The sequence below is a fragment of the Streptomyces sp. NBC_01426 genome, assembly GCF_036231985.1.
Taxonomy (GTDB): domain Bacteria; phylum Actinomycetota; class Actinomycetes; order Streptomycetales; family Streptomycetaceae; genus Streptomyces.
This window is the reverse complement of record NZ_CP109500.1, coordinates 1,430,155-1,453,207: the sequence shown is the minus strand read 5'-3', so window position 1 is coordinate 1,453,207 and position 23,053 is coordinate 1,430,155. Positions and strand designations below refer to the sequence as shown.

General features: G+C 71.6%; 19 protein-coding genes, 1 pseudogene and 1 riboswitch. Of the genes and pseudogenes, 9 read left to right on the top strand and 11 right to left on the bottom strand.

Features of this window, described 5'->3' with window-relative positions; all coding sequences use genetic code 11:
- Positions 1-74: 74 nt before the first annotated feature.
- From aceB to metE, 3 genes are all read left to right on the top strand, one after another.
- Positions 75-1,673 (top strand): malate synthase A, encoded by a 1,599-nt coding sequence (gene aceB, locus OG906_RS06410; RefSeq protein ID WP_329440844.1) that lies wholly within the window; start codon positions 75-77, stop codon positions 1,671-1,673.
- A complete protein-coding gene (locus OG906_RS06405; RefSeq protein WP_329440842.1) occupies positions 1,670-2,554 on the top strand; it encodes a 3-hydroxybutyryl-CoA dehydrogenase in 885 nt (294 codons plus the stop codon). Before aceB ends, OG906_RS06405 begins: the two co-directional genes overlap by 4 nt.
- A 149-nt stretch (positions 2,555-2,703) precedes the next feature.
- A riboswitch (cobalamin riboswitch) is annotated at positions 2,704-2,929 on the top strand.
- A 171-nt stretch (positions 2,930-3,100) separates the two neighbouring features.
- The gene (metE, locus tag OG906_RS06400; protein WP_329440841.1) at positions 3,101-5,425 is read left to right on the top strand and encodes a 5-methyltetrahydropteroyltriglutamate--homocysteine S-methyltransferase; all 2,325 of its coding nucleotides are present in this window, start codon (positions 3,101-3,103) and stop codon (positions 5,423-5,425) included.
- A gap of 71 nt (positions 5,426-5,496) precedes the next feature.
- Here the strand turns inward: metE and OG906_RS06395 are convergent.
- Positions 5,497-5,706, bottom strand: a pseudogene (locus OG906_RS06395) (DUF4430 domain-containing protein); the annotation flags it as partial.
- 194 nt (positions 5,707-5,900) lie between these two features.
- On the opposite strand from OG906_RS06395, the gene OG906_RS06390 reads away from it, so the two are divergent.
- Positions 5,901-7,778 (top strand): PAS domain S-box protein, encoded by a 1,878-nt coding sequence (locus OG906_RS06390; RefSeq protein WP_329440839.1) that lies wholly within the window; start codon positions 5,901-5,903, stop codon positions 7,776-7,778.
- Between the two features lie 43 nt (positions 7,779-7,821).
- On the opposite strand, the gene OG906_RS06385 is transcribed toward OG906_RS06390, so the two are convergent.
- The 5 genes from OG906_RS06385 to OG906_RS06370 form a co-directional block, all read right to left on the bottom strand.
- Positions 7,822-8,394, bottom strand: coding sequence for a TetR/AcrR family transcriptional regulator (locus tag OG906_RS06385; protein WP_267801717.1), 573 nt, complete (start codon positions 8,392-8,394; stop codon positions 7,822-7,824).
- Positions 8,395-8,564: 170 nt separating this feature from the next.
- Positions 8,565-9,680, bottom strand: coding sequence for an aliphatic sulfonate ABC transporter substrate-binding protein (locus OG906_RS06380; RefSeq protein WP_329440836.1), 1,116 nt, complete (start codon positions 9,678-9,680; stop codon positions 8,565-8,567).
- A 351-nt stretch (positions 9,681-10,031) separates the two neighbouring features.
- A complete protein-coding gene (locus OG906_RS43590) occupies positions 10,032-10,103 on the bottom strand; it encodes a putative leader peptide (protein ID WP_356883799.1) in 72 nt (23 codons plus the stop codon).
- A gap of 163 nt (positions 10,104-10,266) precedes the next feature.
- Positions 10,267-10,725, bottom strand: coding sequence for an RrF2 family transcriptional regulator (locus tag OG906_RS06375; protein ID WP_267826657.1), 459 nt, complete (start codon positions 10,723-10,725; stop codon positions 10,267-10,269).
- Between the two features lie 116 nt (positions 10,726-10,841).
- Positions 10,842-12,038: an acyl-CoA dehydrogenase gene (locus OG906_RS06370; protein ID WP_329440833.1), complete on the bottom strand. Its 1,197-nt coding sequence runs from the start codon at positions 12,036-12,038 to the stop codon at positions 10,842-10,844.
- 902 nt (positions 12,039-12,940) lie between these two features.
- Here OG906_RS06370 and OG906_RS06365 point away from each other — a divergent pair.
- The 3 genes from OG906_RS06365 to OG906_RS06355 all read left to right on the top strand — a co-directional run bounded on the left by OG906_RS06365 (position 12,941) and on the right by OG906_RS06355 (position 16,219).
- Positions 12,941-13,492 carry a winged helix-turn-helix domain-containing protein gene (locus OG906_RS06365; RefSeq protein ID WP_329440831.1) on the top strand — a complete coding sequence of 184 codons (552 nt, stop codon included), beginning with the start codon at positions 12,941-12,943 and terminating at the stop codon, positions 13,490-13,492.
- A 212-nt stretch (positions 13,493-13,704) separates the two neighbouring features.
- Positions 13,705-14,985 (top strand): peptide ligase PGM1-related protein, encoded by a 1,281-nt coding sequence (locus tag OG906_RS06360; protein WP_329440829.1) that lies wholly within the window; start codon positions 13,705-13,707, stop codon positions 14,983-14,985.
- Positions 14,986-15,157: 172 nt separating this feature from the next.
- Entirely contained in the window at positions 15,158-16,219 is a 1,062-nt protein-coding gene (locus OG906_RS06355) for a fatty acid desaturase family protein (protein WP_329440827.1), read from the top strand.
- Between the two features lie 34 nt (positions 16,220-16,253).
- Here OG906_RS06355 and OG906_RS06350 read toward each other — a convergent pair whose 3' ends face one another.
- The 5 genes from OG906_RS06350 to OG906_RS06330 are packed head-to-tail and all read right to left on the bottom strand — an operon-like array spanning position 16,254 to position 20,542.
- The gene (locus OG906_RS06350) at positions 16,254-17,615 is read right to left on the bottom strand and encodes a PP2C family protein-serine/threonine phosphatase (RefSeq protein WP_329440826.1); all 1,362 of its coding nucleotides are present in this window, start codon (positions 17,613-17,615) and stop codon (positions 16,254-16,256) included.
- Positions 17,612-18,853 carry an ATP-binding protein gene (locus tag OG906_RS06345; protein WP_329440824.1) on the bottom strand — a complete coding sequence of 414 codons (1,242 nt, stop codon included), beginning with the start codon at positions 18,851-18,853 and terminating at the stop codon, positions 17,612-17,614. The genes OG906_RS06350 and OG906_RS06345 overlap by 4 nt, the downstream gene beginning before the upstream one ends.
- Entirely contained in the window at positions 18,841-19,254 is a 414-nt protein-coding gene (locus OG906_RS06340; protein ID WP_329440822.1) for an anti-sigma regulatory factor, read from the bottom strand. The genes OG906_RS06345 and OG906_RS06340 overlap by 13 nt, the downstream gene beginning before the upstream one ends.
- The gene (locus OG906_RS06335) at positions 19,251-19,691 is read right to left on the bottom strand and encodes an STAS domain-containing protein (protein WP_329440821.1); all 441 of its coding nucleotides are present in this window, start codon (positions 19,689-19,691) and stop codon (positions 19,251-19,253) included. Before OG906_RS06335 ends, OG906_RS06340 begins: the two co-directional genes overlap by 4 nt.
- Positions 19,688-20,542 carry an STAS domain-containing protein gene (locus OG906_RS06330; RefSeq protein ID WP_329440819.1) on the bottom strand — a complete coding sequence of 285 codons (855 nt, stop codon included), beginning with the start codon at positions 20,540-20,542 and terminating at the stop codon, positions 19,688-19,690. The genes OG906_RS06335 and OG906_RS06330 overlap by 4 nt, the downstream gene beginning before the upstream one ends.
- A gap of 887 nt (positions 20,543-21,429) precedes the next feature.
- Between OG906_RS06330 and OG906_RS06325 the strand changes: the two genes are divergently transcribed.
- Together OG906_RS06325 and OG906_RS06320 are read left to right on the top strand one after the other, a co-directional pair.
- On the top strand, positions 21,430-21,696 hold the full coding sequence (locus tag OG906_RS06325; RefSeq protein ID WP_329440817.1) for a DUF4235 domain-containing protein: 267 nt from the start codon (positions 21,430-21,432) through the stop codon (positions 21,694-21,696).
- A 580-nt stretch (positions 21,697-22,276) separates the two neighbouring features.
- The gene (locus tag OG906_RS06320) at positions 22,277-22,960 is read left to right on the top strand and encodes a HemK2/MTQ2 family protein methyltransferase (protein ID WP_329447943.1); all 684 of its coding nucleotides are present in this window, start codon (positions 22,277-22,279) and stop codon (positions 22,958-22,960) included.
- Positions 22,961-23,053: the final 93 nt, after the last annotated feature.

Here is a 23,053-nt window from a genome sequence, read left to right as displayed (position 1 = left end):
CGTCCGCCGTCCGACGGCGCCCGAGAGCCCTGGCCCTCGGGCGCCCGCCGCCCCACGCCGAGGAGCAGAACCGCATGTCACTCACGCCCCTGACCAGCCGTGTCCGGGTTCTCGGCGCGCCGGATGAGCGCCACGACGAGATCCTGACCCCCGCGGCCCTGGAGTTCGTCGGCCGACTCGACGCCGCGTTCGCGGACCGACGCCTGGAGATCCTCAAGGAACGCCGCCGCCGCTCCGCCCACCTCGTCTCCGGGTCGCCGTTGGACTTCTCCCGGGCCACCTCGGCCGTCCGCGCCGACCCCGACTGGCGGGTCGCACCCCTCGCGCCGGGCCTCACCGACCGCCGGGTCGAGATCACCGGGCCGCCCGAGCGCCGCATGGCGATCAACGCGCTGAACTCCGGGGCGAAGGTCTGGATGGCGGACTTCGAGGACGCCACCGCCCCCACCTGGAACAACATCATCGGCGGGCAACTCACCCTGCTCGACGCCATCGAGCGACGCATCGACTTCACCACCCCCGAGGGCAGGGAGTACCGCCTCGGCGCGAACCTCGCGACCATCATGGTCCGCCCGCGCGGCTGGCACCTCCTCGAAGAACACCTGGAGATCGACGGCCGGCCCGTGTCCGCCTCACTCGTCGACTTCGGCCTCTACTTCTTCCACTGCGCGCAGCGTCAGATCGACTCCGGGCACGGCCCCTACTTCTACCTTCCCAAGCTGGAGAACCGGACCGAAGCCCGCCTGTGGAACGACGTGTTCGTCCTGGCCCAGGAACTCCTCGGCATCCCCCGCGGCACCGTCCGGGCCACCGTCCTCATCGAGACGATCACCGCCGCCTTCGAGATGGAGGAGATTCTCCACGAACTGCGCGAGCACGGCGCGGGCCTCAACGCCGGCCGCTGGGACTACCTGTTCAGCCTGATCAAGACCTTCGGCCACCGGACCGACTTCCAACTGCCCGACCGGGCGAAGGTCACCATGACGGCCCCGTTCATGCGGGCCTACACGGAACTGCTCGTGCGGACCTGCCACCGACGCGGCGCCCACGCCATCGGCGGCATGGCCGCGCACGTCCCCAGCCGGGACGCCGAAGCCAACGCCGCCGCGCTCGCCAAGGTCCGCCTCGACAAGGAACGGGAGGCCGAGGACGGCTTCGACGGGTCCTGGGTCGCCCACCCGGGCCTGGTCCCCGTCTGCCGCGAGGTCTTCGACGGCGTCCTCGGGGACCGGCCGAACCAACTGGACCGCACCCGCGAGGACGTCGAGGTCGCCGCCGCCGACCTGCTGTCCGTCCGCCGGATCGCCGCCCCGCCCACCTCCGAGGGCATCCGCTCCAACGTCGCCGTGGCCCTGCGGTACTTCGACGCCTGGCTGCGCGGCAGCGGCGCCGTCGCCCTGAACGGCCTGATGGAGGACGCCGCGACCGCCGAGATCGCCCGAGTCCAGATCTGGCAGTGGCTGCGCCACGACCGGGTGGATCGGGGAACGGTCGTCGCGTTCCTCGACGCCGAATGCGCGGCCCTGGAGGCCGAGGACCCCCGGGCGCTGGTCCTCGAAGCCCGGGAGGTCTTCGTGGACACCGCGCTCTCCGTGCGGCTCCCCGCGTTCTTCACCCCCGACGCCTACACCCGCCACCTCGTCCGCGCCGCCGCCGTGCGGGTGAACGCGTGAGCGCCGCCGAGGAAGCGCCCCGGATCCGGCGCGTCGGAGTCGTCGGCGGCGGACAGATGGGCGCCGGCATCGCCGAGGTCTGCGCCCGCGCCGGCCTCGACACGGTGGTGGCCGAGGCGGACTCCGTCGCCGCCCGATCCGCCCGCGAACGCGTCGCCGTCTCCCTGGAACGCGCCGTGCAGCGCGGCAAGCTCGACCGGATCTCCGCCGAGGACGCCCTGGCCCGACTGGTGTTCACCGGCGACCTGGAGGACCTCGCCGACCGGCAACTCGTCATCGAGGCCGTCACCGAGAACCCCGAGGCCAAGACGGAGATCTTCACCGCCCTCGACAAGCTCGTCGAGGACCCGCGGGCCATCCTCGCCACGAACACCTCGGCCATCCCGATCATGCGGCTGGGCATGGCCACCGGCCGCGCGGACCGGGTCGTGGGCCTGCACTTCTTCAATCCCGTGCCCGTCCTGCCACTCGTCGAGGTCGTGTCCTCCCTGCACACCTCGGCGGACACCCTCGCCGCGGTCGAGGCCTTCGCCCGCGACACCTTGGGCAAGACCACCATCCGCTCCCAGGACCGGGCCGGCTTCGTCGTCAACGCGCTGCTCGTCCCCTACCTCCTCTCGGCGATCCGCATGGCCGAGTCCGGGTTCGCGAGCGCCACCGACGTGGACGCCGGAATGGAACTCGGCTGCGCCCACCCGATGGGACCGCTCAAGCTGGCCGACCTGATCGGCCTGGACACGGTCGCCGCGATCGCCGAGTCGCTGTACGAGGAGTTCAAGGAACCCCTGTACGCCCCGCCCCCGCTGCTCCAGCGGATGGTCCAGGCGGGGCTGCTCGGCCGCAAGAGCGGCCGCGGGTTCCACACGTACGGCCGGGGCTGAGGGCTCCGGCCGGTCTCCGGGCCGAGGGTGCGCCGGAGGCCGCACGAGAAGACCGGGGGTGCGGTGAGTGGTGTCACCGCACCCCCGGCGTGTCTCATTTCACCGTCCGACATGTGGGAAGCCGTGTTCATTCACCGGGCGGTCGACCTAGTGTGGGCCTCGCAGCTGGTTCGCCCCGTCCGCCAGGCGGGATGCGTCGCAAGAGGGAACCCGGTGGGAATCCGGGACTGCCCCGCAGCGGTGAGCGGGAACGACCGCCGTCATACGCACTGGGACCGGACAACGGTCCTGGGAAGCGACGGCCATTAGGTGCCCGCCGGGAGACCGGCAGGCGTGCCCGCGAGTCCGAAGACCTGCCCGTTGCCCGAGCGCGATCGACCGCGCCCGGTTTCCCGGTGACCTCGTGGGCGGGTCGGCGTGCTTCAGGCGGATCCTCCCCGTCGCGTACACGGAGGTACGTGACCCCGGCGGTCCGCCCGTTCCGGCACCCTTCGCGCCCTCGGCCCTCACCGGGCCCATGGAGACATGCTCGCGAAGGAGAGTTCCGTGACCACCGAGTCCGCAGCCGCGGCAGTACAGGCCACCGTGTACGGCTACCCCCGTCAGGGCCGCAACCGCGAACTGAAGAAGGCCATCGAGGGCTACTGGAAGGGCCGCGTCACCGCGGACACCCTCCGGGAGACCGCCCGCGACCTGCGCCGGGCCAACTGGGCCCAACTGGCCGAAGCCGGCATCACCGAGGTTCCGACCGGCGACTTCTCGTACTACGACCACGTCCTGGACACCACGGTCATGGTCGGCGCGATCCCCGCCCGACACCGCGACGCCGTCGAAGCGAACCCTCTGGACGGCTACTTCGCGATGGCGCGCGGCACGCAGGACGTGGCCCCGCTGGAGATGACCAAGTGGTTCGACACGAACTACCACTACCTGGTCCCCGAACTCGGGCCCGACACCGTCTTCACGGCCGACCCCGCCCGGCAGGTCGCCGAGCTGAGGGAGGCCCTGGACCTCGGCCACACGGCCCGCCCCGTCCTCGTCGGCCCGGTGACGTACCTGCTCCTCGCCAAGCCCGCCCCCGGAGTGGCCGCCGACTTCGAGCCGCTCACCCTCCTCGACCGACTGCTGCCCGTCTACGCCCGGGTCCTGGCCGACCTGCGCGCCACCGGCGCCGACTGGGTCCAGCTCGACGAACCCGCCCTCGTACAGGACCGCACCCCGGCCGAACTGAACGCCGCCGCGCGCGCCTACCGCGCACTCGGAGGCCTGACCGAACGCCCCAAGCTGCTCGTCGCCTCCTACTTCGACCGGCTCGGCGAGGCCCTGCCCGTCCTGGCCAAGGCACCCGTCGAAGGCCTCGCCCTTGACTTCACCGACGCGGCCGCCGCCAACCTCGCCGACCTCGCCGCCGTCGGCGGCCTCCCCGGCAAGCGCCTCGTCGCCGGCGTGGTCAACGGCCGCAACGTCTGGATCAACGACCACCGAAAGTCGCTGAGCACCCTCGGCACCCTCCTCGGGCTCGCCGACCGCGTCGACGTCGCCGCCTCCTGCTCCCTGCTGCACGTCCCGCTGGACGCGACCGCCGAACGGGACATCGACCCGCAGGTCCGCCGCTGGCTCGCCTTCGCCCGCCAGAAGACCGCCGAGATCACCACCCTCGCCCGCGGCCTCGCCCAGGGCGCCGGCGCGATCACCGCCGAACTCGCCGCGAACCGGGCCGACCTGGCCTCCCGCGCCACGTCCCCGATCACCCGCGACCCCGCGGTCCGGGCACGCACCGAGGCGATCACCGACGCGGACGGCCGCCGCGCACAGCCGTACGCCGAGCGCGCCGCCGCCCAACGGGCCCACCTGGGACTGCCGCTGCTGCCGACCACCACCATCGGCTCCTTCCCGCAGACCGACGAACTGCGCGCGGCCCGCGCCGACCTGCGGTCCGGCCGGATCGACACCGCCGGGTACGAGGAACGCATCAAGGACGAGATCCGCGAGGTGCTCTCCTTCCAGGAGAAGACCGGCATCGACGTCCTCGTGCACGGCGAACCCGAACGCAACGACATGGTCCAGTACTTCGCCGAGCGACTCACCGGATACCTCGCGACCCAGCACGGCTGGGTCCAGTCCTACGGAACCCGCTACGTGCGCCCGCCGGTCCTCGCCGGCGACATCTCCCGACCCGAGCCGATGACCGTGCGCTGGACCACCTACGCGCAGTCGCAGACCACCAAGCCGGTCAAGGGCATGCTGACCGGCCCCGTCACGATGCTCGCCTGGTCCTTCGTACGCGACGACCAGCCCCTCGGGGAGACCGCCCGGCAGGTCGGACTCGCCCTGCGCGACGAGGTCGACGACCTGGAGGCGGCCGGGACTTCGATCATCCAGGTCGACGAGCCGGCCCTGCGCGAGACCCTCCCGCTGCGGACCGCCGACCACGCGGACTACCTGGCGTGGGCCACCGAGTCCTTCCGCCTCACCACCTCCGGCGTTCGGCCGGACACCCAGATCCACACGCACATGTGCTACGCCGAGTTCGGTGACATCGTCCAGGCCATCGACGACCTCGACGCCGACGTCATCAGCCTGGAGGCGGCCCGTTCCCACATGCAGGTCGCGCGCGAACTCGCCGCGCACGGCTACCCGCGCGAGGCCGGGCCCGGTGTGTGGGACATCCACTCGCCCCGCGTCCCCTCGGCCGCCGAGGCCGCGGCGCTCCTGCGCAAGGGCCTCGAAGCCATCCCGGCCGAGCGGTTGTGGGTCAACCCCGACTGCGGTCTGAAGACCCGCGGTTGGACCGAGACCCGCGCCTCCCTGGAGAACCTGGTGGCCGCGGCCCGCGAGGTCCGCACGGAGACCGGCGGCGCGAGCGCCTGATCCGCGATTCGGGCCGGGACGTCGCTGTCCCGACGCTCCGGCCCGATCACGTTCCGTATCGGGGAGGCTTGGAAGGCGGTCCAGGTGAAGGCCGCCTTGCCGCCGGCCTTCACCTTGAACTGGCAGCCGCCGACGGGCGACGGGGTGCCGTTGACGGAGTTGCTCCAGTAGGCGGCGCCGCTGCCGCCGAGGTTCTTGATCGTGTCGACGGAGAAGTCGTCGAACGAGGCGTACCAGGCGCCGGCCCAGGTTGTCACCCGGGCCGACCGGGCAGACGAATCGTGCGGTCGCCCCGCCCTCCTGACCCGTGGTCACCGGACGGTCCTACCACGGATGCCCGGGCCGACCACCCCGACCGGCGCTCACACCCGGTCAATTGCGCGTGTGTTCCGGTCAACCCGCGCAGTGACGGTGGAATGCGTGGTCGGATGTTCGTTTCGGTGGTGTTCGGTGTTCGGCGAGTGCGAGGCGCAACATGACGACGACGACCGAAGAACCGTTCCGGGCCCTCCTGGAGGCGGCACCCGACGCGATGGTGATCGTGGACGACGCCGGAATGATCCGGCTGGTGAACGCGCAGACGGAAGCGCTGTTCGGCTACCCCCGGCACGAGCTGCTCGGCCGGCCCATCGACATGCTGGTGCCCGAACGCTACAGGGGGCACCATCCGCGGCACCGGCTCGGATACGCGGCCAGCCGCCAGGTACGGCCCATGGGCGCGGGCCTGGAGCTGTACGGACTGCGCAGGGACGGCCGCGAGTTCCCCGTCGAGATCAGCCTCAGCCCGCTACAGACCACCGACGGCCTGCTCATCTCGGCGGCCGTGCGCGACGTCAGCGAACGCAGGGCCGCCGAAGAACTGTTCCGGGCCCTCCTGGAGGCCGCCCCCGACGCGATGGTGATCGTCGACGACCGCGGCACGATCCAACTCGTCAACGCCCAGACCGAGGCGCTCTTCGGCCACACCAGGGCCGACCTCCTGGGCCGCCCCGTCGAGGTGCTCGTACCCGAGCGCTTCCGGGGGCACCACTCCGACTTCCGACAGGGCTACTTCGTCAACCGCCAGGTCAGACCCATGGGCGCCGGCCTGGAGCTGTACGGCCTGTGCAGGGACGGACGCGAGTTCCCCGTAGAGATCAGCCTGAGCCCCCTGGAGACCCCGAACGGGACCCTCGTGTCGGCGGCCATCCGCGACGTCAGCGACCGCAAGGCCGCCGAGGAGAAACTCGCCGAACTCTACGAACAGCAACGCCACGTGGCCCTCACTCTGCAACGCAGCCTCATGGGTTCACCCGCCGACGTACCGGGCATGCCGACGGCGAGCCGGTACTTCCCGGCGCGCCAGGGCGCGGGCGTGGGCGGCGACTGGTTCGACCTGATCCCCCTGGGCGGCGGCCGCGTGGGCGTCATGATCGGCGACGTGATGGGGCGCGGGCTCGAAGCCGCGGCCGTCATGGGGCAGTTGCGCTCCGCGTCACACGCACTGGCGAAGACCGGGATGCCGCCCTGGCAGTTGATGCGCGCCCTCGACGCGGTGGTGAGCGAACTCCCGGACCAGTTCGTCACCTGCTGCTACCTGGTCGTCGACGCGGACGCGGCGGAACTGACCGTGTGCTCGGCCGGGCACCTGCCCCTGCTCCTGGCCGCGCCGGACGGCCGGGTGACCCGGCTCGCCGCGGAGGTCAGCGTGCCGCTCGGGGTCGGCGAGGTCCCGCACCACGAGAGCCGCCACACCGTGGAACCCGGCTCGGTACTCGCCCTCTACACCGACGGGCTCGTCGAGACGCCGGGCAGCGACATCGAGGAGCAACTCGACTGTCTGGCAATGGCTTTGGCCAAGGCGTTCGCCGACACCGACGATCTCGAAACGATGGCCGACTCCCTCCTGGGCGAGATGCTGCCGGACGCCGACGACAACGCGGACGACGTCACCCTGCTCCTCGTGCACATCCCCGACCTGCCGGTGGCCTCGCAGAGCGTGGTACTGGCCGCGCAGCCGAGCAGCGTCGGCGAAGGCCGGCGCTTCCTGCGGTCCACCCTCCTCCGATGGGGGAACGTGGACGACCAACTCTGCGACACCGCCTGCCTGCTCGCGTCCGAGCTGCTCTCCAACGCGGTGAACCACAGTTGTGGCCCGGTCCGGCTGAGACTGCGACATGCGGGACGGGAACTCAGCGTCGAGGTGTGCGACGGCAGCCCCGTCCTTCCGCAGGCCCGGTTCGCCTCGCCCGACGCGGAATCCGGACGGGGCCTGCTCCTCGTGGACTCCCTCGCCGAGTCCTGGGGCACGCTCCCGACAGCCGAGGGAAAGGCCGTCTGGTTCTCCTTGCCCCTCCCGGGCCCGCGTCGCTGAACGCACGCCGCCCTTCGAGTCGGGGCGACGCGAGGGGCACGGCCTACGGGGTCTGCGGCGGGGTGAACTTCGTGAGGACCAGCAGGGCGTCGACGAGGTCGGCCGCCGGGGCGCCGGTGGCCAGGCGGCGCAACTGCTGCCCGAAGACCAGGGCGACGGCCACGCCCGCCAGGCGTTCGGGGTCCGGCACGCCGAGGTGGGTCAGGATCCGGGCGGCCAGGAGGTCGTAGGCGGCGAAGCACTCGGCCGCCGCGGCGCGCAGCCGTTCGTCGCGGCCCGCCTGTACGTACAGCTCGAAGGGCGCGATGTGCCGGCTGTCGAAGGCGTTGCCGCCCGCGACCTGTGCGACCACCTCGGCCGCCTGCCCGATGTCGAACCGCTCGTCGGAGCACGAGTCGGCGAGTTCCGTGAAATGCCGGGTCTCCTCGGCCACGAAGTGCAGCAGGCTTTCGCGCAACAGCTCGTGCTGGGTGGCGAAATGGTAGGTGACCGAACCGAGGGAGACACCCGCCTCCTTGGCGATCCGCCGGTTGGTGAGGGCCGCGATGCCGTCCTGCCCGATGATCCGCAGTACGGCGTCGATGATGCTCTGGCGGGTGTCGGAAGCACGGGGCATGTCGACATTCTGCCCCATCGCGCGACACGGAGGCCCGGGCGGCGATCCGGGCGGCGATCCGAGTGGCGATCCGTGGAACCGGGGCGATGTGAAGGACGTGTCCGTGAGGCCCTGACCGAACGGTCAGGGGTCGACCACGTCCTCCCCTCGCCCTCCCCCCTCCTGCGGGGTTACTTGGCGCCGAGGCCGGCGTCGGAGACCTCGGGCTTGCCGGCGGCCTTGAGGACCTTGTTGAGGATCTTGAGGTCGTAGATGCCGGCGAGGTCGGGTTCCTGGATGAGCTTGGCCTTGACGGCCCAGTCGGATTCGGTCTTGAGGGTGCTCGCGAGGGGGTCGTCGGTGACGAGGATGCTGGGCCAGGCGGGGTCGATGACCTTGGGGTCGAGTGCCTTGCCGCCGAGGGTTTTCAGGGCGGCGTTGGCGGAGGCCTTGGCCTTGTCGGGGTTGGCGTTGATCCAGTCGTTGGTCTTGACGGTGCCGGTCAGGACGGCTTCGACGACGTCGGGGTGCTCCTTGAGGAACTTCTGGGACACGATGACGTTGGTGATGACGAACTTCTTGTCGGGCCAGAGTTCGGTTTCGTCGAGGAGGACCTTGGCGCCTTCGGAGACGAGTTTGGAGGCGGTGGGTTCGGGGACCCAGGCGCCGTCGATGGAGCCCTGCTTGTAGGCGTCGGGGGTGACCTTGTTGTCGGTGCGGACGACGGAGACGTCGCCCTTGCCGGATTCGGGGTCGACGTTCCAGCCCTTGGTGCCGATCCAGTTGAGGAAGGCGACGTCCTGGGTGTTGCCCTTTTGGGGGGTGGCGATCTTCTTGCCCTTGAGGTCGTCGAGGGTTTTGATCTTGTCGGGGTTGACGACGAGCTTGACGCCGCCGGAGGCGGAGCCGGAGATGATGCGCAGGTTGGTGCTCTTGGACTTGACGTAGCCGTTGATGGAGGGGGAGGGGCCGATGAAGCCGATGTCGAGGGAGCCGCCGTTGAGGGCCTCGATTTCGGAGGGGCCGGCGTTGAAGGTCTGCGGCTTGATGGTGGTGGCGCCGAGTTCCTTGGCGATGAGGCCTTCCTGGATGCCGACCAGGGCGGTGGCGTGGGTCAGGTTGGGGAAGTAGCCGATGCGGACCTCGGGGGCGGAGAGCTTCTTGCCCTCGGCGCCGGCGGGTGCGGGCTTGTCGGCGGACTTGTCCTTCTCGGCATCGGAGCCGTAACCGCACGCGGTGAGCAGCAGCGGAAGCGCGGCGGTGACGGCGATGGCACGCAGGGCGGTGAGCGGTCTTGCAGCAGACACGGAAGTGTCCTTTCACGGGATCGAGTTCAGGGAGCAACGGCAGTACGAACTGCGGAGGTGCGAACTGCGGCGGTACGGAAGTGCGGGGGGACCGGGACGGGCGACGCGACACCGTCGGCACGCACGGCGTCGCACCGCTCCCGGCCTCGGAGGCGGGTCGCGGTCAGGGACCGGGCAACGGACGGGCGTGGGATGCCCCGGGAGCGGATGTGCGTCCCACGTGTCGCACACGGGGGGACGAGAGCGCCCGGGCGGTGAGGCCGGCCGAGGGGCCCGGGCGGCCGATCACGAGCGGAACCGCACGTCCGGCGGCGCGCTGATCCGCACGTGGGGTCGGGCCCGCGGGAGGTGTCAGGCGGGCTGACAGATGGCGCTGGAGGTACGGACCAGGTCGATGTGTCGACGGGAGGTCAGAGGCGGCATCCGGCGCGCGTGATGCGGTGTTCGCACGGCCACCTCCCTCATTTCCTCGTTTTCCCACCGGGTTGGTAGGCATATTGGCAGACGGCAACACCCGCCCCAAGAGGTTGACCACATGTTGGACGCCGGAATCTCGCGATGCGAGAAAGCGCAGGTGGGGCGAGGGTCAGGGATTGGTCCAGGCCTCGGGGGTGCCGGCCAGCGCGGAAACGTCGGCGGGCAGTTGGGACGATGCGACGTCCGCGAGCGACACACCGTCGAGGATCTCGCGCACGTTGGCCCGCAGTGCGATCCACAGGGGGAGGAGCGCCTCGGCCGGTCCGGTGTAGGACAGGTCCGGCGGGCGGACCCCGCGCACCGAGACGAGCGGGCCGTCCACGACGCGGATGACGTCGGCGATGCTGATGGACTCGGCCGGCTTGGCCAGGCGGTATCCGCCGTTGCCGCCGCGCCGGCTGAGCACGAGGCCGCCCCGACGCATGTCGTTCAGGATGCCTTCGAGGAATTTGTGCGGGATGTCCTGGGCTTCGGCGATCGCCTCGGCCTTCAGTGGCCCGTCGTCCTGTGAGCCGGCGAGCTGCAGTGCGGCACGTACCGCGTAGTCCGCCCTGGCTGAGATCCGCATACCGGCATTATCCCGTACACCGCCGATCGACGTTCCCGGCCGATGCCCGGGGCGACGTCCCGGAACGCGTGTCCACGTCGGGTCGTGGTGGACACGCGTCCCGTGGGTGCCCGCCGTCAGTGGAAGGTCGCCGCCACCGCGCGGTGGGAACCGTTGAGGTAGTGCTCCCCGATGGAGCGCAGACGGTGCGCGGCAGGGTGGTGGGCGGTCAGGACGCGCGCGTTGCGCCAGAAGCGGTCCAGACCGGGGGCGTCCGCCAGTTCCAGCACCCGCGTGGTGATGTGCAGGGCGGCCTTGGAGGTCACCGTCTCGGCCGTGGCGACCAGGGCCCCGACGCCTGCGGCCTCCTCGTCGTCGAGTCGCGCGCCCGTGTCGAGGGCCTGCGCCATCACCTCCGTCGCCCGGTCGACCACGGCGGTGGCGGTCTGGGCCGCGGAGGCGAGTTCCCCGTACGTCAGGAAGAGATCCGGGTCCGTGCCGGGGAGCCGGTGCGCGCGGCCGCCCCTGCTGAGGTCGCGTGCCTCGCCGAGAGCGCCCTCGACGATGCCCAGGCCGACGTGGCACAGGGCGAGCCGGAGCGCCGGCTCGGCGAGCGCGGTGAAGGGCGCGGTCGTCTCCTCGTCGTCCGGCCGGCGGCCCAGCACCTGCCCGGGCGGGATGGTGACGCGGTCGAGGATGATCTCGCCCGCGCCGACGACGCGCTGCCCGAGGCGGTCGTGGGCGGGTTCGACGGTCACGCCCCGTGCGCCGGGCGGGATCAGCACGGTCAGGACGTCACCGGTCACGGCGCAGCGGGCGTCGACCACGATCTGGTCGGCGACGGCGGCCGCCGTGTCCACGAACCGGCACCCGTTCAGGACGTGGCCGTTGTCGCGCGGCCTCAGTGTGAGGTCCTGTCCGTCGGTGTCGTCGTCGGGCGCGATGCCGCGGAACGCGCCCGACCACAGCCACTGCGCCCGCACCGACTCCTCTTCGAGGGCGTCCGCGTGGTGTTGACTCGCGTGGAAGCGTCCGCTCCACGCGTGGACGTAGTGACGGGCGAGCACCTCCCCGACGGAGCTGTCCGCCGAGGCGATCCTCCGGATGACGGCGCATCCCGTACGCCAGTCGCTCCCGCGCTCCGGCGTCGGCGGGGTGAGGGCCGCGAGCAGGCCGGCCTCGCGCAGTCGGGCCACCTCGTCGGTCGGCGGCCTGCCCGCATGGTCGCGGGCGATGGCGTCCGCGGCGAGGTCGTCCGCCACGTCGCGGGTGGTGCGCAGGAGTACGCGGCGCCGCTCGGCGGCGGTTGTGCGGTCGAGGGTGCTCGGCGTCATCGGCACGGGCGTCACCGACAGGCCCGGGCGCCGCCGCGTGGCGCTGGGCGGACGGCGGTGCCATGGGGGATGGCAGGGGTCATGTCGGCTGCTCCGGGGCGTTGTCGGGTGGCGTCGGCCGGTGGGGAAGGGAGGGGTGAGGAAGAGGGATGAGGAGGCGCGCGAGGGGTGGGGCGCGGGTGGGAGCCGGTCGAGACCGGGCGGGGCGGCCTGCGGTGCGGTCGCGGCCCCGGCCTTGCGGGGGTCGCCCGCGGCGGCTGGTCAGGAGCGGGGTGTCGAGCCCGGCGAGTATGGGCGACACCGGCGTATGGACGGGCGACACGTCACCGAGATCCCCACCTTTCCCATCGGATTGCTAGGGATACTCGCCCGAAGTGGCCCTCCAGGCAAGGCGTGACCGAATGGCGGACAGCCCGGTCTCGGAATGGAAGACGCTGTCGGCGGCGTCGCGCCGGGGGGCCGGCTGGGCCGGGTGGGGCCGGGTGGGTCCGGCGTCCACACCGCTCCGGCGGCCGGATCGGCTTTCCCTATGTATTCAGTAGGAAAGTATTGACGCGCGCCCGTCGAGCACCTCAGGATGTGGCCATGCCCCCGTCGCAGCCGTTGCTCGTACGCCGCAGGCACGTTGACTTCCGTCTCGTCGCCGGCGCGGCCTGCCGACCCTTCTAGGGCTTTCCGCCAGGGCACTTCATGTGACGCGCGCCGATGACCCGGCCGCTCGCTCTCGCCGTACGCACGCCTTCCCCGCATCCGGTGGCCGACTCCGGCCCACCGTCGCTCCGGGGTCGCCCGACGTGCGGCGCCGACTCTCGCTGTCGAACCGACCGCGGACGTCCTCTTGCCCTGACGTGGTCGAACTCCCGGTATCCGTACCCCACTCCGAGCAGCCGAAGGGGCTCACCATGACCACCGCACTTCCCGCACCCTCCGCCCGCCGTTCCCCGACCCCCCGCCTCCAGCTGGTCGGCGACCGCCCGCCCGGCACCTCCGTCGACGGGATCGGCGCCGGCCGCGTCGGATACCTCGTGTTCCTGCCGGCGGACGTCGACCCGGCGGCGCTGATGAGATCACACGGCATCCGCCCGGAGGGCCGACCCCTCGAACCCGCGAGCCCCCCGGCTCCCGAGTCGGAACCGACGCCCCGTCACGAACGGGTTCACACCGACGGCGCCCTCCGGATCGACCGGGCGCGTCGACTGGTCGAGGTCGACGGGCGCGAACTGGACCTGACGTACCTGGAGTTCGACCTCCTGACCCACCTCGTGACCCACCCGCACACGGTGCACACGCGCGATGCCCTCCTCTCGGGCATCTGGGGCTACGGGCGCATCGGCGACGGCCGTACCGTCGACGTCCACATCGCCCGACTGCGCGGCAAGCTCGGCCCCGCCCACCGGGACCGCATCTCCACCGTGCGCCGCGTGGGCTACAGGTACGTGCCGGTCCAGCGGTAGGGCCGGGCCCGCGGCGCCGCCACCGGGGGTGGACGCCCGCCCGGGATCCTGCTCGCGCTCGTCGACCCCGTACGGACGCGCGGGATGAGCGAGGCCCGGTGGAGGCACCCTCCGTTGCCCCCGGCCGTGGGGCGCGAGGGTGACGGGGCGTGGTCACGTGTCTCGGAGCCGCCCGTGCGGGTAGCAGTGAGGCAGGCGACAGAGGAGCAGCGATGAGTGAGACGGGTCCGTTCGTCGTTTTCGCGAACTTCCTCTCGGATCTGGCGGTGGATCTCGGGGAGGGGCAGGTGCTCACGCAGTGGGCACAGCAGGCGCCGCGGAAGGCGTGGCTGCTGCGGGCCGGGGACGTACTGGTCACCCCGGTCCCCCTGAGTCGGGAGTTCCTGCGGTACGTGTGCGATCTGACGGGGGTGCTCCCGGAGACGGTCACGGTCGTCGAGGTGCCTGCGTCCGGCCCCGTGCCCCTGGCGCGGGCGGTGCGCGAGGCCGGGCTCGCCGAGCACGTCCGGGCGCTCGCCGGCGACCGCGGGGCGGCGCTGCTGCCGACGGCGCTCGACGGGTCGGCGATCGCGTTCGCCCGGGACCTCGGCCTCGCGGTGCACCCCTACCCGACGGTCGACGCCGCGGCGGCCGCACTGAAGACGACCATGCTGCTCAACACGAAGGCGGGCTTCCGCGAGGCGGCCGAGCACCTCGGGATGCGGCTGCCGGCGGGGCGGGTGTGCCGCCGCCACGAGACGGAGGGCGTGGCCCGCGAGCTCCTGGAGAGCCACGAACGTGTCGTGGTCAAGCCCGACCGGTCCGCGGGAGGCCACGGGCTGAGGTTCGTCTCCCGCGCGGACCTGCGGGGCGGGGCGGCCCTGGAGCTGGACACCGTCGGCGGCCCCGAGGGCACGTGGGTCGTGGAGGAGTGCCTCGACGTGGTCGAGTCGGTGAGCATCCAGCTGGAGACCACCGCATCCGGGACACACGCCCTGTTCAGCGGTGCGATGCGGACCGCCGACGGATCCTTCACGGGCTACCTCTCCCCGCTGCCGCCGTCCTCGGCGCACTCGGCCGAAGAGCTGGAGAAGTGGGGGACGGCCCTGGGCCGCCATCTGGCCGACCACGGCTACGCCGGACCGTTCGGAGTCGACGCCCTGGTGAACGCGGACGGGGAGGCGTACGCGAGCGAGAGCAACATCCGCCGTACGGCCACCACCACGCCGCACGCCATGGTCACCCGCCTGACGGCGGCATCGCCCGTCACCCGTCCGGCCTGGTCGGTGGCCACGGGGCGGACGCGGCGCCCCCTCGGCTTCGACGGAGCCCTCGACCGGCTGCGGGAACACCGACTCGCCTTCGATCCGGCGAGCGGCGAGGGCGTGGTCCTCTACGCGGACGCTCCGCCCGACGGCCGCTCCTGGCGGTACGCGGTGATCGCCGGGAGCGTCGGGGACGTGGCGGAACGGGAAGCCGCCCTGGCCGACGCCCTCGACTTCGAGGGCCGCTGACCCCCGGGAGGCTGACCCCCGGGAGACTCCGGGGAAATGCAGGGGGATCCCGGGCGTCGCTTTCCGTGCGGGACACCGCACGTCAACCCCGCGAATGCGGGTAGGCGCAGTGGTCAGAGCCGCCGGTGCGCCGGTTTCGGCACCGACGGACAACGGAAAGTGACGTGTGATCATGAATTCGCATCAGACGGTGCGTCCTCCGCCCGCGCCGGGGGCGCCCGCACCGGGAGAGACGGGGAGCGACTTCGCCCGGCTCTCCAGAAAGATCCAGGCCGCCGGACTGATGGCCCGACGACCCGGCTACTACACACTCCGCATCGCCACCGTGACCGGCCTCTACGGCTTGGGATGGGTGGCGTTCGTGTGGATCGGCGACAGCTGGTGGACACTCTCCGTCGCCGCCTTCCTCGCCTTCGTGTTCGGCCAGGTCGCCCTCCTGGCGCACGACGTCGCCCACCGGCAGGTCTTCCGCCTGCGCAAGGCCGGTGAACTGTCCGGGCGCCTCGCCGGGAACCTCGGTATCGGCATGGGGTACGGCTGGTGGCAGGACAAGCACACCCGGCACCACGCCAATCCGAACCACGAGGACCTCGACCCCGACCTCGATCCGGACATCCTCGTCTGGACACCGGACCAGGCCCGCGCATCGAAGGGACTGCCGCGGCTCCTGGGCCGCTCCCAGGCCTTCCTGTTCTTCCCGCTGCTCACGCTGGAAGGGTTCAACCTGCACGTGTCCGGCCTCCGGTCGCTCGCCGACAAGTCCCTCAGGAACCGGGCCTGGGAGGGCGCCCTCCTCATCGGCCACATCGCGGCCTATCTCGGCGCACTGTCCCTGGTGCTTCCGCCCGGCAAGGCGATCGTGTTCCTGCTCGTCCACCAGTGCCTCTTCGGCGTCTACCTCGGTTCCATCTTCGCCCCGAACCACAAGGGGATGCCGACCCTGCGGGGGATGGACCGGCCCGACTTCCTGCGCCGCCAGGTCCTGACCTCACGCGACGTACGCGGCGGCCTGTTCACCGACATCGTCCTCGGCGGCCTGAACTACCAGATCGAGCACCACCTCTTCCCGAGCATGCCCAGCCCGCACCTGCGCAGGGCCCAGGCCATCGTGCGCAGCCACTGCCAGGAACTCGGCGTCGGCTACCTGGAGACCGGCCTGATCGAGTCCTACCGGCAGACCCTGGCCAGTCTCCACCGCGCGGGCGCCCCGATCCGGGAGGCCCGCGCCGCCTGACCACACCCCCGACCACACCCCCGAGGCCGGAGGCCTACCCGGGAGGACGGAGGCGGGCGGCGAAGACGATGATGTCGTCGTCGGGTTCGGCCGCGAACACGTCCAGCAGCCTCGTGCACAGGGCCTCGGGCTCGTCGGGGCCGGCCGCGGCGGTGCTGCTGAGAAGCCGCAGCCGGTCGTAGAGATCGCTGTCACGGGTCTCGACGAGCCCGTCGGTGACCATCAGGAGCACACTGTTCGGCTCGATGCGGTGGCTGACGGCACGGGGGTGCGGCAGCCCCAGGCCCAGGAGCGGGCCGTGCTCGCGCAGATAGCGCGGGGGGCCGCCGGGGGGCAGGAGCAGCGGCGGCAGATGGCCGGCGTTGGCGACGTGCATCAGGGCGTTGCCCGGTTCGATCAGCACGATGCACACGCTGGTGGTCCACCCGGGCTGGTGCAGGCCCAGCAGGTGGTCGAGGTGCCGCAACAGGACGTGCGGCGGGTGACCCTGCGCGGCGTAGGCGCGCAGCGCGTGCCGCAACTGGCCCATGACCACCGCTGCTTGAAGGGAGTGGCCGACGACGTCGCCCACGGCGAGCAGCAGCCCGTGAGGGGTGTCGACGGCTTCGTAGAAGTCCCCGCCGATCTCGGCCGTGGCGGCGGCGGGCAGGTAGCGCACGGCGAGTTCCACGCCGGGGGAGTCGGGCAGGGTGGCGGGCAGGAAGGTCCGTTGAAGGGTCAGGGCGAGTTCGTGTTCCTGCCCGAACCGCTCGACGACGTCCTTGTGCTCGACCGTCAGCTCCGCGTACAGGGCCATGACCCCGGCGTTGGTCTCGGTGAGTTCCTCGTTGAGACGTTCCAGCTCGTCACGTTGGGCGTGGGCCTCCTCCAGCGCGGCGATCAGGTCGCGGGTCTGTGCCTGGAGGTCGTCGATCGCGCTGGCGGGGGCGTCCGCCTCCACGAGGGCCCGGAGCTGCGCCACCTCCAGGGTTCTGGCGGCGAGTTCGGGGACCGGGCAGATGATGTCGATCCGGCCACCGCGGGCGAGCACCGCCGCCGTCGCGGGCCGGTCGGCGGTGTCGGGGGCGGGTTCGTAGCGGGTCTGGGGCAGCAGCCGGGTGACGGCCGCCAGCGACTCGTTGCCGGGCACGCGGTCGTCGCGCCACCGCAGGGAGGCCTTGAGCGCGGCCGGCTCCCGCAGCACGTCGAACGTCGCGGTCATGGGGGCGGGACGCAGGAGATCGCGACCGAGTTCGCTCAACGCCGTGGCCAGGCGCACCTGGTCACGGTTGTCGAGACCGACGGCATGGGCGATGGCCTTCGCGCGGCGGCGCAGGTCGAAGACGTCCTTCTCGGTGCCGACCGAGGTGACCAGCGCGGGAGCGTGGCCGCGGGTGCGGGGGACGGGCGCGTTCACCAGGCTCCCTTGGCGACCACCACGCTGGCGTCGTCGCGGCGGGTCCCGGCATGGCGCAACAGGCCGGTGGCGATCAACGCCGGCGGATGGTGCAGCAAGGGGGCGACGTCGCCGGGCTTCCAGCGTTCGTTGAGCCCGTCGGAGTGCATGATCAGGGCCCCGTGGGCGGGCATGTGGTGTTCGTACGTGCGCAGTTGGCGCATCTGGTTGCCGACGATCCCGGGGTGGGAGAGCAGGCCGGCGCGGGAGTCGGCGGTGACCACCGCCGCGCCGATGTTCCCGATCCCGCAGAACAGCAAGCGGCCGTCGGGCTCCAGACGGGCGACCGCGACCGCGGCGCCACGGGTCCCGCGCAGGGCCCGGTGCACCTCTTCCACGACCTGCTCCGGAGTGCGCGCCGTCCCGGAACGGAAGGCCTGGACGGCAGCCTGCGACGCGATCGCGGCCATCGGGCCGTGCCCGAGTCCGTCGCAGGACATCACCAGCAAACCCCGGCCAGGCCCCGCGGCGGCACCGTGGACGAGGGCGGAACGCCCCCCGGCCGCCGGCCGCGCCGATCGATCGGACCCGTGGGAGGCGCCGTACGGGCGCGGGGCCGTACTCCGGGCCGCGGTCATCGCCGACCAGTCGAGCGCGGTAGCGGACACACTCGGCCGGCCGGCCCGTTCGTCCCGTACCCCGGTGTCCCGCGCGGCCCGCTCGCCGGTGTCGACGCGTGCGGCCCAGGCGTCGCCGCACACCTCCTCGCCGCCCATGGGCCGGGTGATTCCTCCCACGACGGCCTCGCCCGTCACCGACGGGTGCAGGGGGTGCGGCCAGAAGCGGGCCAGTTGCACGGTCCCGATTCCCGGCACGGAGTGGATGTCGAACCGGTCCGCCAGGCGCTGTACGGCGCCCAGGCCGATGCCCAGGGTGCCGACGGTCGACACCCCGTCGCGCAGCGCCGCCGCGACGTCCGGCATGCCGGGGCCGCCGTCGACGACCACGACCTCGACCCCCGCCACGGCCTCGTTGCGCAGCACGCGCAGCAACATGGAGCCGTCGGACGAGTACTTGGTGACGTTGGTCGCCAGTTCGGCGACGGCCAGCACCAGTTGGGCGGTGCGGTGTTCTCCCAGACCGATCCGCCGGCCCAGGGCGGCCGCGGCGCCGCGGGCGGCCTCCGGCTGGTCGCGGAACCAGGCGGAGTCCTCGCAGTCGAGCAGCCGCGGCCCCTCGACGCCCGTCACCGGGCCCACTTGGTGATGGTGACCGTGGTGCCGCGCCCCGGTTCGGTGTCCAGGACGAAGTCGTCGACCAGCCGCTTGGATCCGGACAGGCCGAGGCCCATGCCGTTGCCCGAGGTCCAGCCGTCGGTCAGGGCCAGGTCCACGTCGGGGATGCCGGGCCCGTGGTCCACGAAGTTCAGTCGCACTCCCCGCCGACCCCGTTCATCGATCACGGCGGCGGTCATGGTGCCCCCGCCGCCGTAGATGAGGGTGTTGCGGGCCAGTTCACTTGCGGCAGTGATCAGCTTGGTCTGCTCCACCAGGGAGAGCCTGCATTCCTGCGCCAGGGCGCGGACGAGTTGACGGGCCTGGACCACCCCGGCGTTGGCGGTGATCTCCAGTACCTGCGGGCCGTGGGAAGGCCCGTTCACAGACCGGCCGCAGCATCCGGCGCGACGCCCTCACGGCCGTGTCCGGTCGGGGAGACGGACGTGTTCTCGCCCATCGCGACCGCGCGTGCCTGCTCCAGCATCCGCAGCCCCTTGTCCAGGGTCAGGGCGGTGCGCACGCCACCGAGCGAAAGGCCGAGCTCCACCAACGTGATGGCGACCGCGGGACGCATCCCGACCACGACGGTCTGCGCGTCCAGCAGGCTGGAAATGGACGCGATGGTGGAGAGCATCCGACCCACGAAGGAGTCGACGATCTCCACGGCGGTGATGTCGATGACCACCCCGTGCGCGCCGGACTCCACCACCGCGGCGGCGAGATCGTCCTGAAGGAGCATCACCGCCTGGTCGTCCAGATCGGTCTGGATGGACACCAACAGCACTTGTCCGATCCGCAGGACCGGAACCTGCTCGCTCACCGGCCACCGGCCTGCGGCGCCGTACGCGAGAAGGAGACGCCGGAGCGGCGCAGCGCGTGCCGCAGGGCGTCGGCGAGGGTGGCCTTGGTGACGATGTCACCGAAGTCGATGCCCAGGGCCACGATCGTCTGCGCGATCTGCGGACGGATGCCGGATATGGTGCATTCCGCACCCATCAGACGCGCCGCGACGACGGTCTTCAGCAGGTGCTGGGCCACTTCGGTGTCCACGGCCGGGACACCGGTGATGTCGATGATGGCCTGCTCGGAGCCGGTGTCGATCAGCGCCTGGAGCATCTTCTCCATCACCACCATGGTGCGCGCCGAGTCCAGGGTGCCGACCAGCGGAACACCGATGACCCCGTCCCACAGCTTCACCACCGGCGTGGACAGCTCCATCAACTGCTCGGCCTGCGCCGAGATCAGCTCCTCGCGGGTCCGGGTGTAGACCTCGATGGTGTACAGGCCCAGGGAGTCCAGGAGGGCGGCGAACTTCAGGTACGCCTGTACGTCGTTGTTCTCGCCGGTCAGGGACGGCTCCAGCGCTTCCTTGAGCGCGAACACGCCGACGGCGGTCTCGGTGGGACTGAACCCCTGCCGGGCCCGGGTCCGCGACAACTCCGTGAGCAGGGCGCGGACCTCACCGAAGGCCTCGCCGCGCCCGTCCAGACTGCCGCTGCCCAGCGCGGCCACCAGCGCGGCGTACAGCTCCTGGAGTTCGCGCTGGACCTCCGCGCGACTCACCCGCCCACCCAGCGAATTGGTTACTTTGTCCGCCCACTCGGCGTCGAGGTTCTCACCCCGGACGGACAACAGGCCGATCAAACGATCCGAAACGTTCTCATCAGCCACGGCGCACATCCTTTGTAGGGAGACCAGACGGTCCCCTCCGGAACTCTAGGCCATCACGCGAGGTGTCCGACACCGGCCAATTCCGGCTGCCCGCAAGCTTCTGGACGTGACCTGATTCACCGACGCCGCAAGGGTTTCTCGTGTATGGAAGCCCTGCTACAGGGAACCGGAAATGCCCCGGATGAGGAACCCGAGACCGTCCCGCCAGACACCCGATCCCCCCGGGAAACGAAAACCTGCGGCAGCCGTATCCGGATCCGCCCCGGACCGATGATTTCGGGCCGAGAGTGAGGGGCGCGACCCACTCTCACCTCGCCTTCGTCACCGTCCGTGTCCGCGAAGAGTGTCATTCGCCACCGGGTTGATTCGATGGCCGGGTCGGATTCTCCGGCCTCGGGTGGATGCCCGGTCGTTTGTCGGGTAGGCGCGTCATCACGACGATGGGTGCTTCCTTCGAGAAAAGACCGCCGACAGGAAAAGCCGCCGCTGCGTGTTCTTCCCGCTCCTGCTGTCAATTCCCCGGCTGATCTACCCCGGAAGGGCACGGCGGATCGCAGGATCCGGCCCCTGTTCCCGAGCAGACCATCGCCCTGCTCGACCATCGATGGAGCGACCATCGCCCGAACCGACCATCGACAGAGTGCCGACCATCGACAGAGTCAAGGCCGATCCGGCCGAGATCAAGGAGAAGGTCCACCGATGACGAACGACCGCCGAACCGATTTCGGCACCCCCACACCGGCAACACCCCGCGGGCAGTCCGAGCGCACGCCCGCGGCGCCCGCCCACCCGGCGACGTCACTGCTCGCAGTCGGAGGGACGGCCCCGATGGCCCTCCTGCTCATGCGCCACGGCCGGGGGCACCGCCGTGGCCGGGGGCACCTGCGATGAAGGCGGCCGCCCTCGCCTACAAGCCGGTCGGGCTGGCCCTGGGCGCCGCCGGCGGCATGATCGCGGGCGCCGTGTTCCGACAGATCTGGAAGCTCGTCGAAGGCGAGGGAGACGCCCCCGACGCCACGGACGAGGACCGGACCTGGCGGCAGATCCTCATCGCCGCCGCCATCCAGGGTGCGATCTTCGCCGTGGTCAAGGCCGCGGTCGACCGCTCGGGCGCCGTGGCTGCCCGGCGTTTCACGGGCACTTGGCCGGGCTGAGCGCAGCGACGCCGGGGAACGGCGCCCGATGGTTCAGAACCCTTGCCCTTTTTCCTTTCGAGCCTTTCACCTTTCGAGAAAAGGAGTTCTCGGTGACCAGCGGCCGATCAGCCCGCCCGACCATGTCCACCCCCATTCCCGCCCGTGTTCCCATTCCCAGGGAACGCCCCGACCAGCAGGCCGCCGGTCCCGACCCCCTGGACATCGCGACGATGATCGAGCACGCGCAGCACCGGTTTCGCCGGGCGTCCTCTTCCGAGGAGCCCGGAAGGACATGACGAAATCGGTGGCAGGGCTCGCCGTTCGCGGGCGCATGCGAGCCGTGATCGGCGCGATTTCCCACGATTCGGAGTACCGAGAGCCCCTCGCCGCCCTGGCCCGACGGGGAAACGGCACGACCCGTCGGCCGAATGTCCGTCTGATCCTCTGAAGATCGACGCAATTTCGGGTGGAGCGCTCCATCCAGGGAAGTCGCACGATGTCGCGCAATGCAGCGGCCCGCTCCCCGGGTCGCATTCGAACCCGGAGGTATGCGGTGCCCAGTACCGCTCTGTCCCTGGTCTCGCCGCCCACCGGTCTGATGGCCCTGTCGGGCGTCTACCGACCTCAGGCGGACACCGGGTTGCTCGCCGAGGCACTCGCCCACGAGGATATCGGGCCCCACACGGAGGTCCTGGAAATCGGTACGGGCACCGGGATGCTGGCGCTGAACGCCGCGTCCAGAGGGGCCCGGGTCACGGCGGTCGACGTCTCCCGGGCCGCCGTGACCACGGCGCGCCTGAACGCCTGGCGTCACCGGCTCCCGCTGCGCGTCCTGCACGGCGACTTCGAGGCCCGCACGGCGGGGCGCCGTTTCGACCTGGTCGTCACGAACCCGCCGTACGTCCCCGCCCCCGGCGATCGGCTCCCCTCGCGCGGCCCGGAGCGGGCCTGGGACGCCGGTCCCGACGGGCGTCGGATCCTCGACCGGATCTGCGCGGGCGCCCCGGCCCTGTTGCATCCGGGCGGCGTCCTGCTCCTGGTGCACTCGGGCCTGTGTGGCGCAGACGAGACCCTCTCCCGGCTGACCGGCGCCGGTCTGACCGCCGAGGTCACGGCCACGGCCTCCGTACCGTGGGGACCCGTCCTGCGCTCGCGACGGTCCTGGCTGGAGCGGCAGGGCCTGGCGGCCGAAGGCGAGCAGTGGGAGGAACTCGTGGTCGTCCGCGCCCGGCGGCCCGGTGACGACGCGACCGCTCGCGCTCGGGGTGGGACGATGGCCTGACAGGCGGTGCGGGACCGCGTGCCCCGCCTGCGGGGACGTGCGTACCCGGGCGACCGCCCGATACGCGAACAACCCACGTGAGTACCCGAGCCC

What these genes read in the sequence shown, in the direction of transcription:
- OG906_RS06355 (WP_329440827.1), top strand. Translation starts at nt 15,158, where the DNA reads ATGAATTCGCATCAGACGGTGCGTCCTCCGCCCGCGCCGGGGGCGCCC.
- OG906_RS06365 (WP_329440831.1), top strand. Translation starts at nt 12,941, where the DNA reads ATGACCACCGCACTTCCCGCACCCTCCGCCCGCCGTTCCCCGACCCCC.
- OG906_RS06360 (WP_329440829.1), top strand. Translation starts at nt 13,705, where the DNA reads ATGAGTGAGACGGGTCCGTTCGTCGTTTTCGCGAACTTCCTCTCGGAT.
- OG906_RS06320 (WP_329447943.1), top strand. Translation starts at nt 22,277, where the DNA reads ATGGCCCTGTCGGGCGTCTACCGACCTCAGGCGGACACCGGGTTGCTC.
- OG906_RS06325 (WP_329440817.1), top strand. Translation starts at nt 21,430, where the DNA reads ATGAAGGCGGCCGCCCTCGCCTACAAGCCGGTCGGGCTGGCCCTGGGC.
- OG906_RS06390 (WP_329440839.1), top strand. Translation starts at nt 5,901, where the DNA reads ATGACGACGACGACCGAAGAACCGTTCCGGGCCCTCCTGGAGGCGGCA.
- aceB (WP_329440844.1), top strand. Translation starts at nt 75, where the DNA reads ATGTCACTCACGCCCCTGACCAGCCGTGTCCGGGTTCTCGGCGCGCCG.
- OG906_RS06385 (WP_267801717.1), bottom strand. Translation starts at nt 8,394, where the DNA reads ATGCCCCGTGCTTCCGACACCCGCCAGAGCATCATCGACGCCGTACTG.
- OG906_RS06375 (WP_267826657.1), bottom strand. Translation starts at nt 10,725, where the DNA reads ATGCGGATCTCAGCCAGGGCGGACTACGCGGTACGTGCCGCACTGCAG.
- OG906_RS06370 (WP_329440833.1), bottom strand. Translation starts at nt 12,038, where the DNA reads ATGACGCCGAGCACCCTCGACCGCACAACCGCCGCCGAGCGGCGCCGC.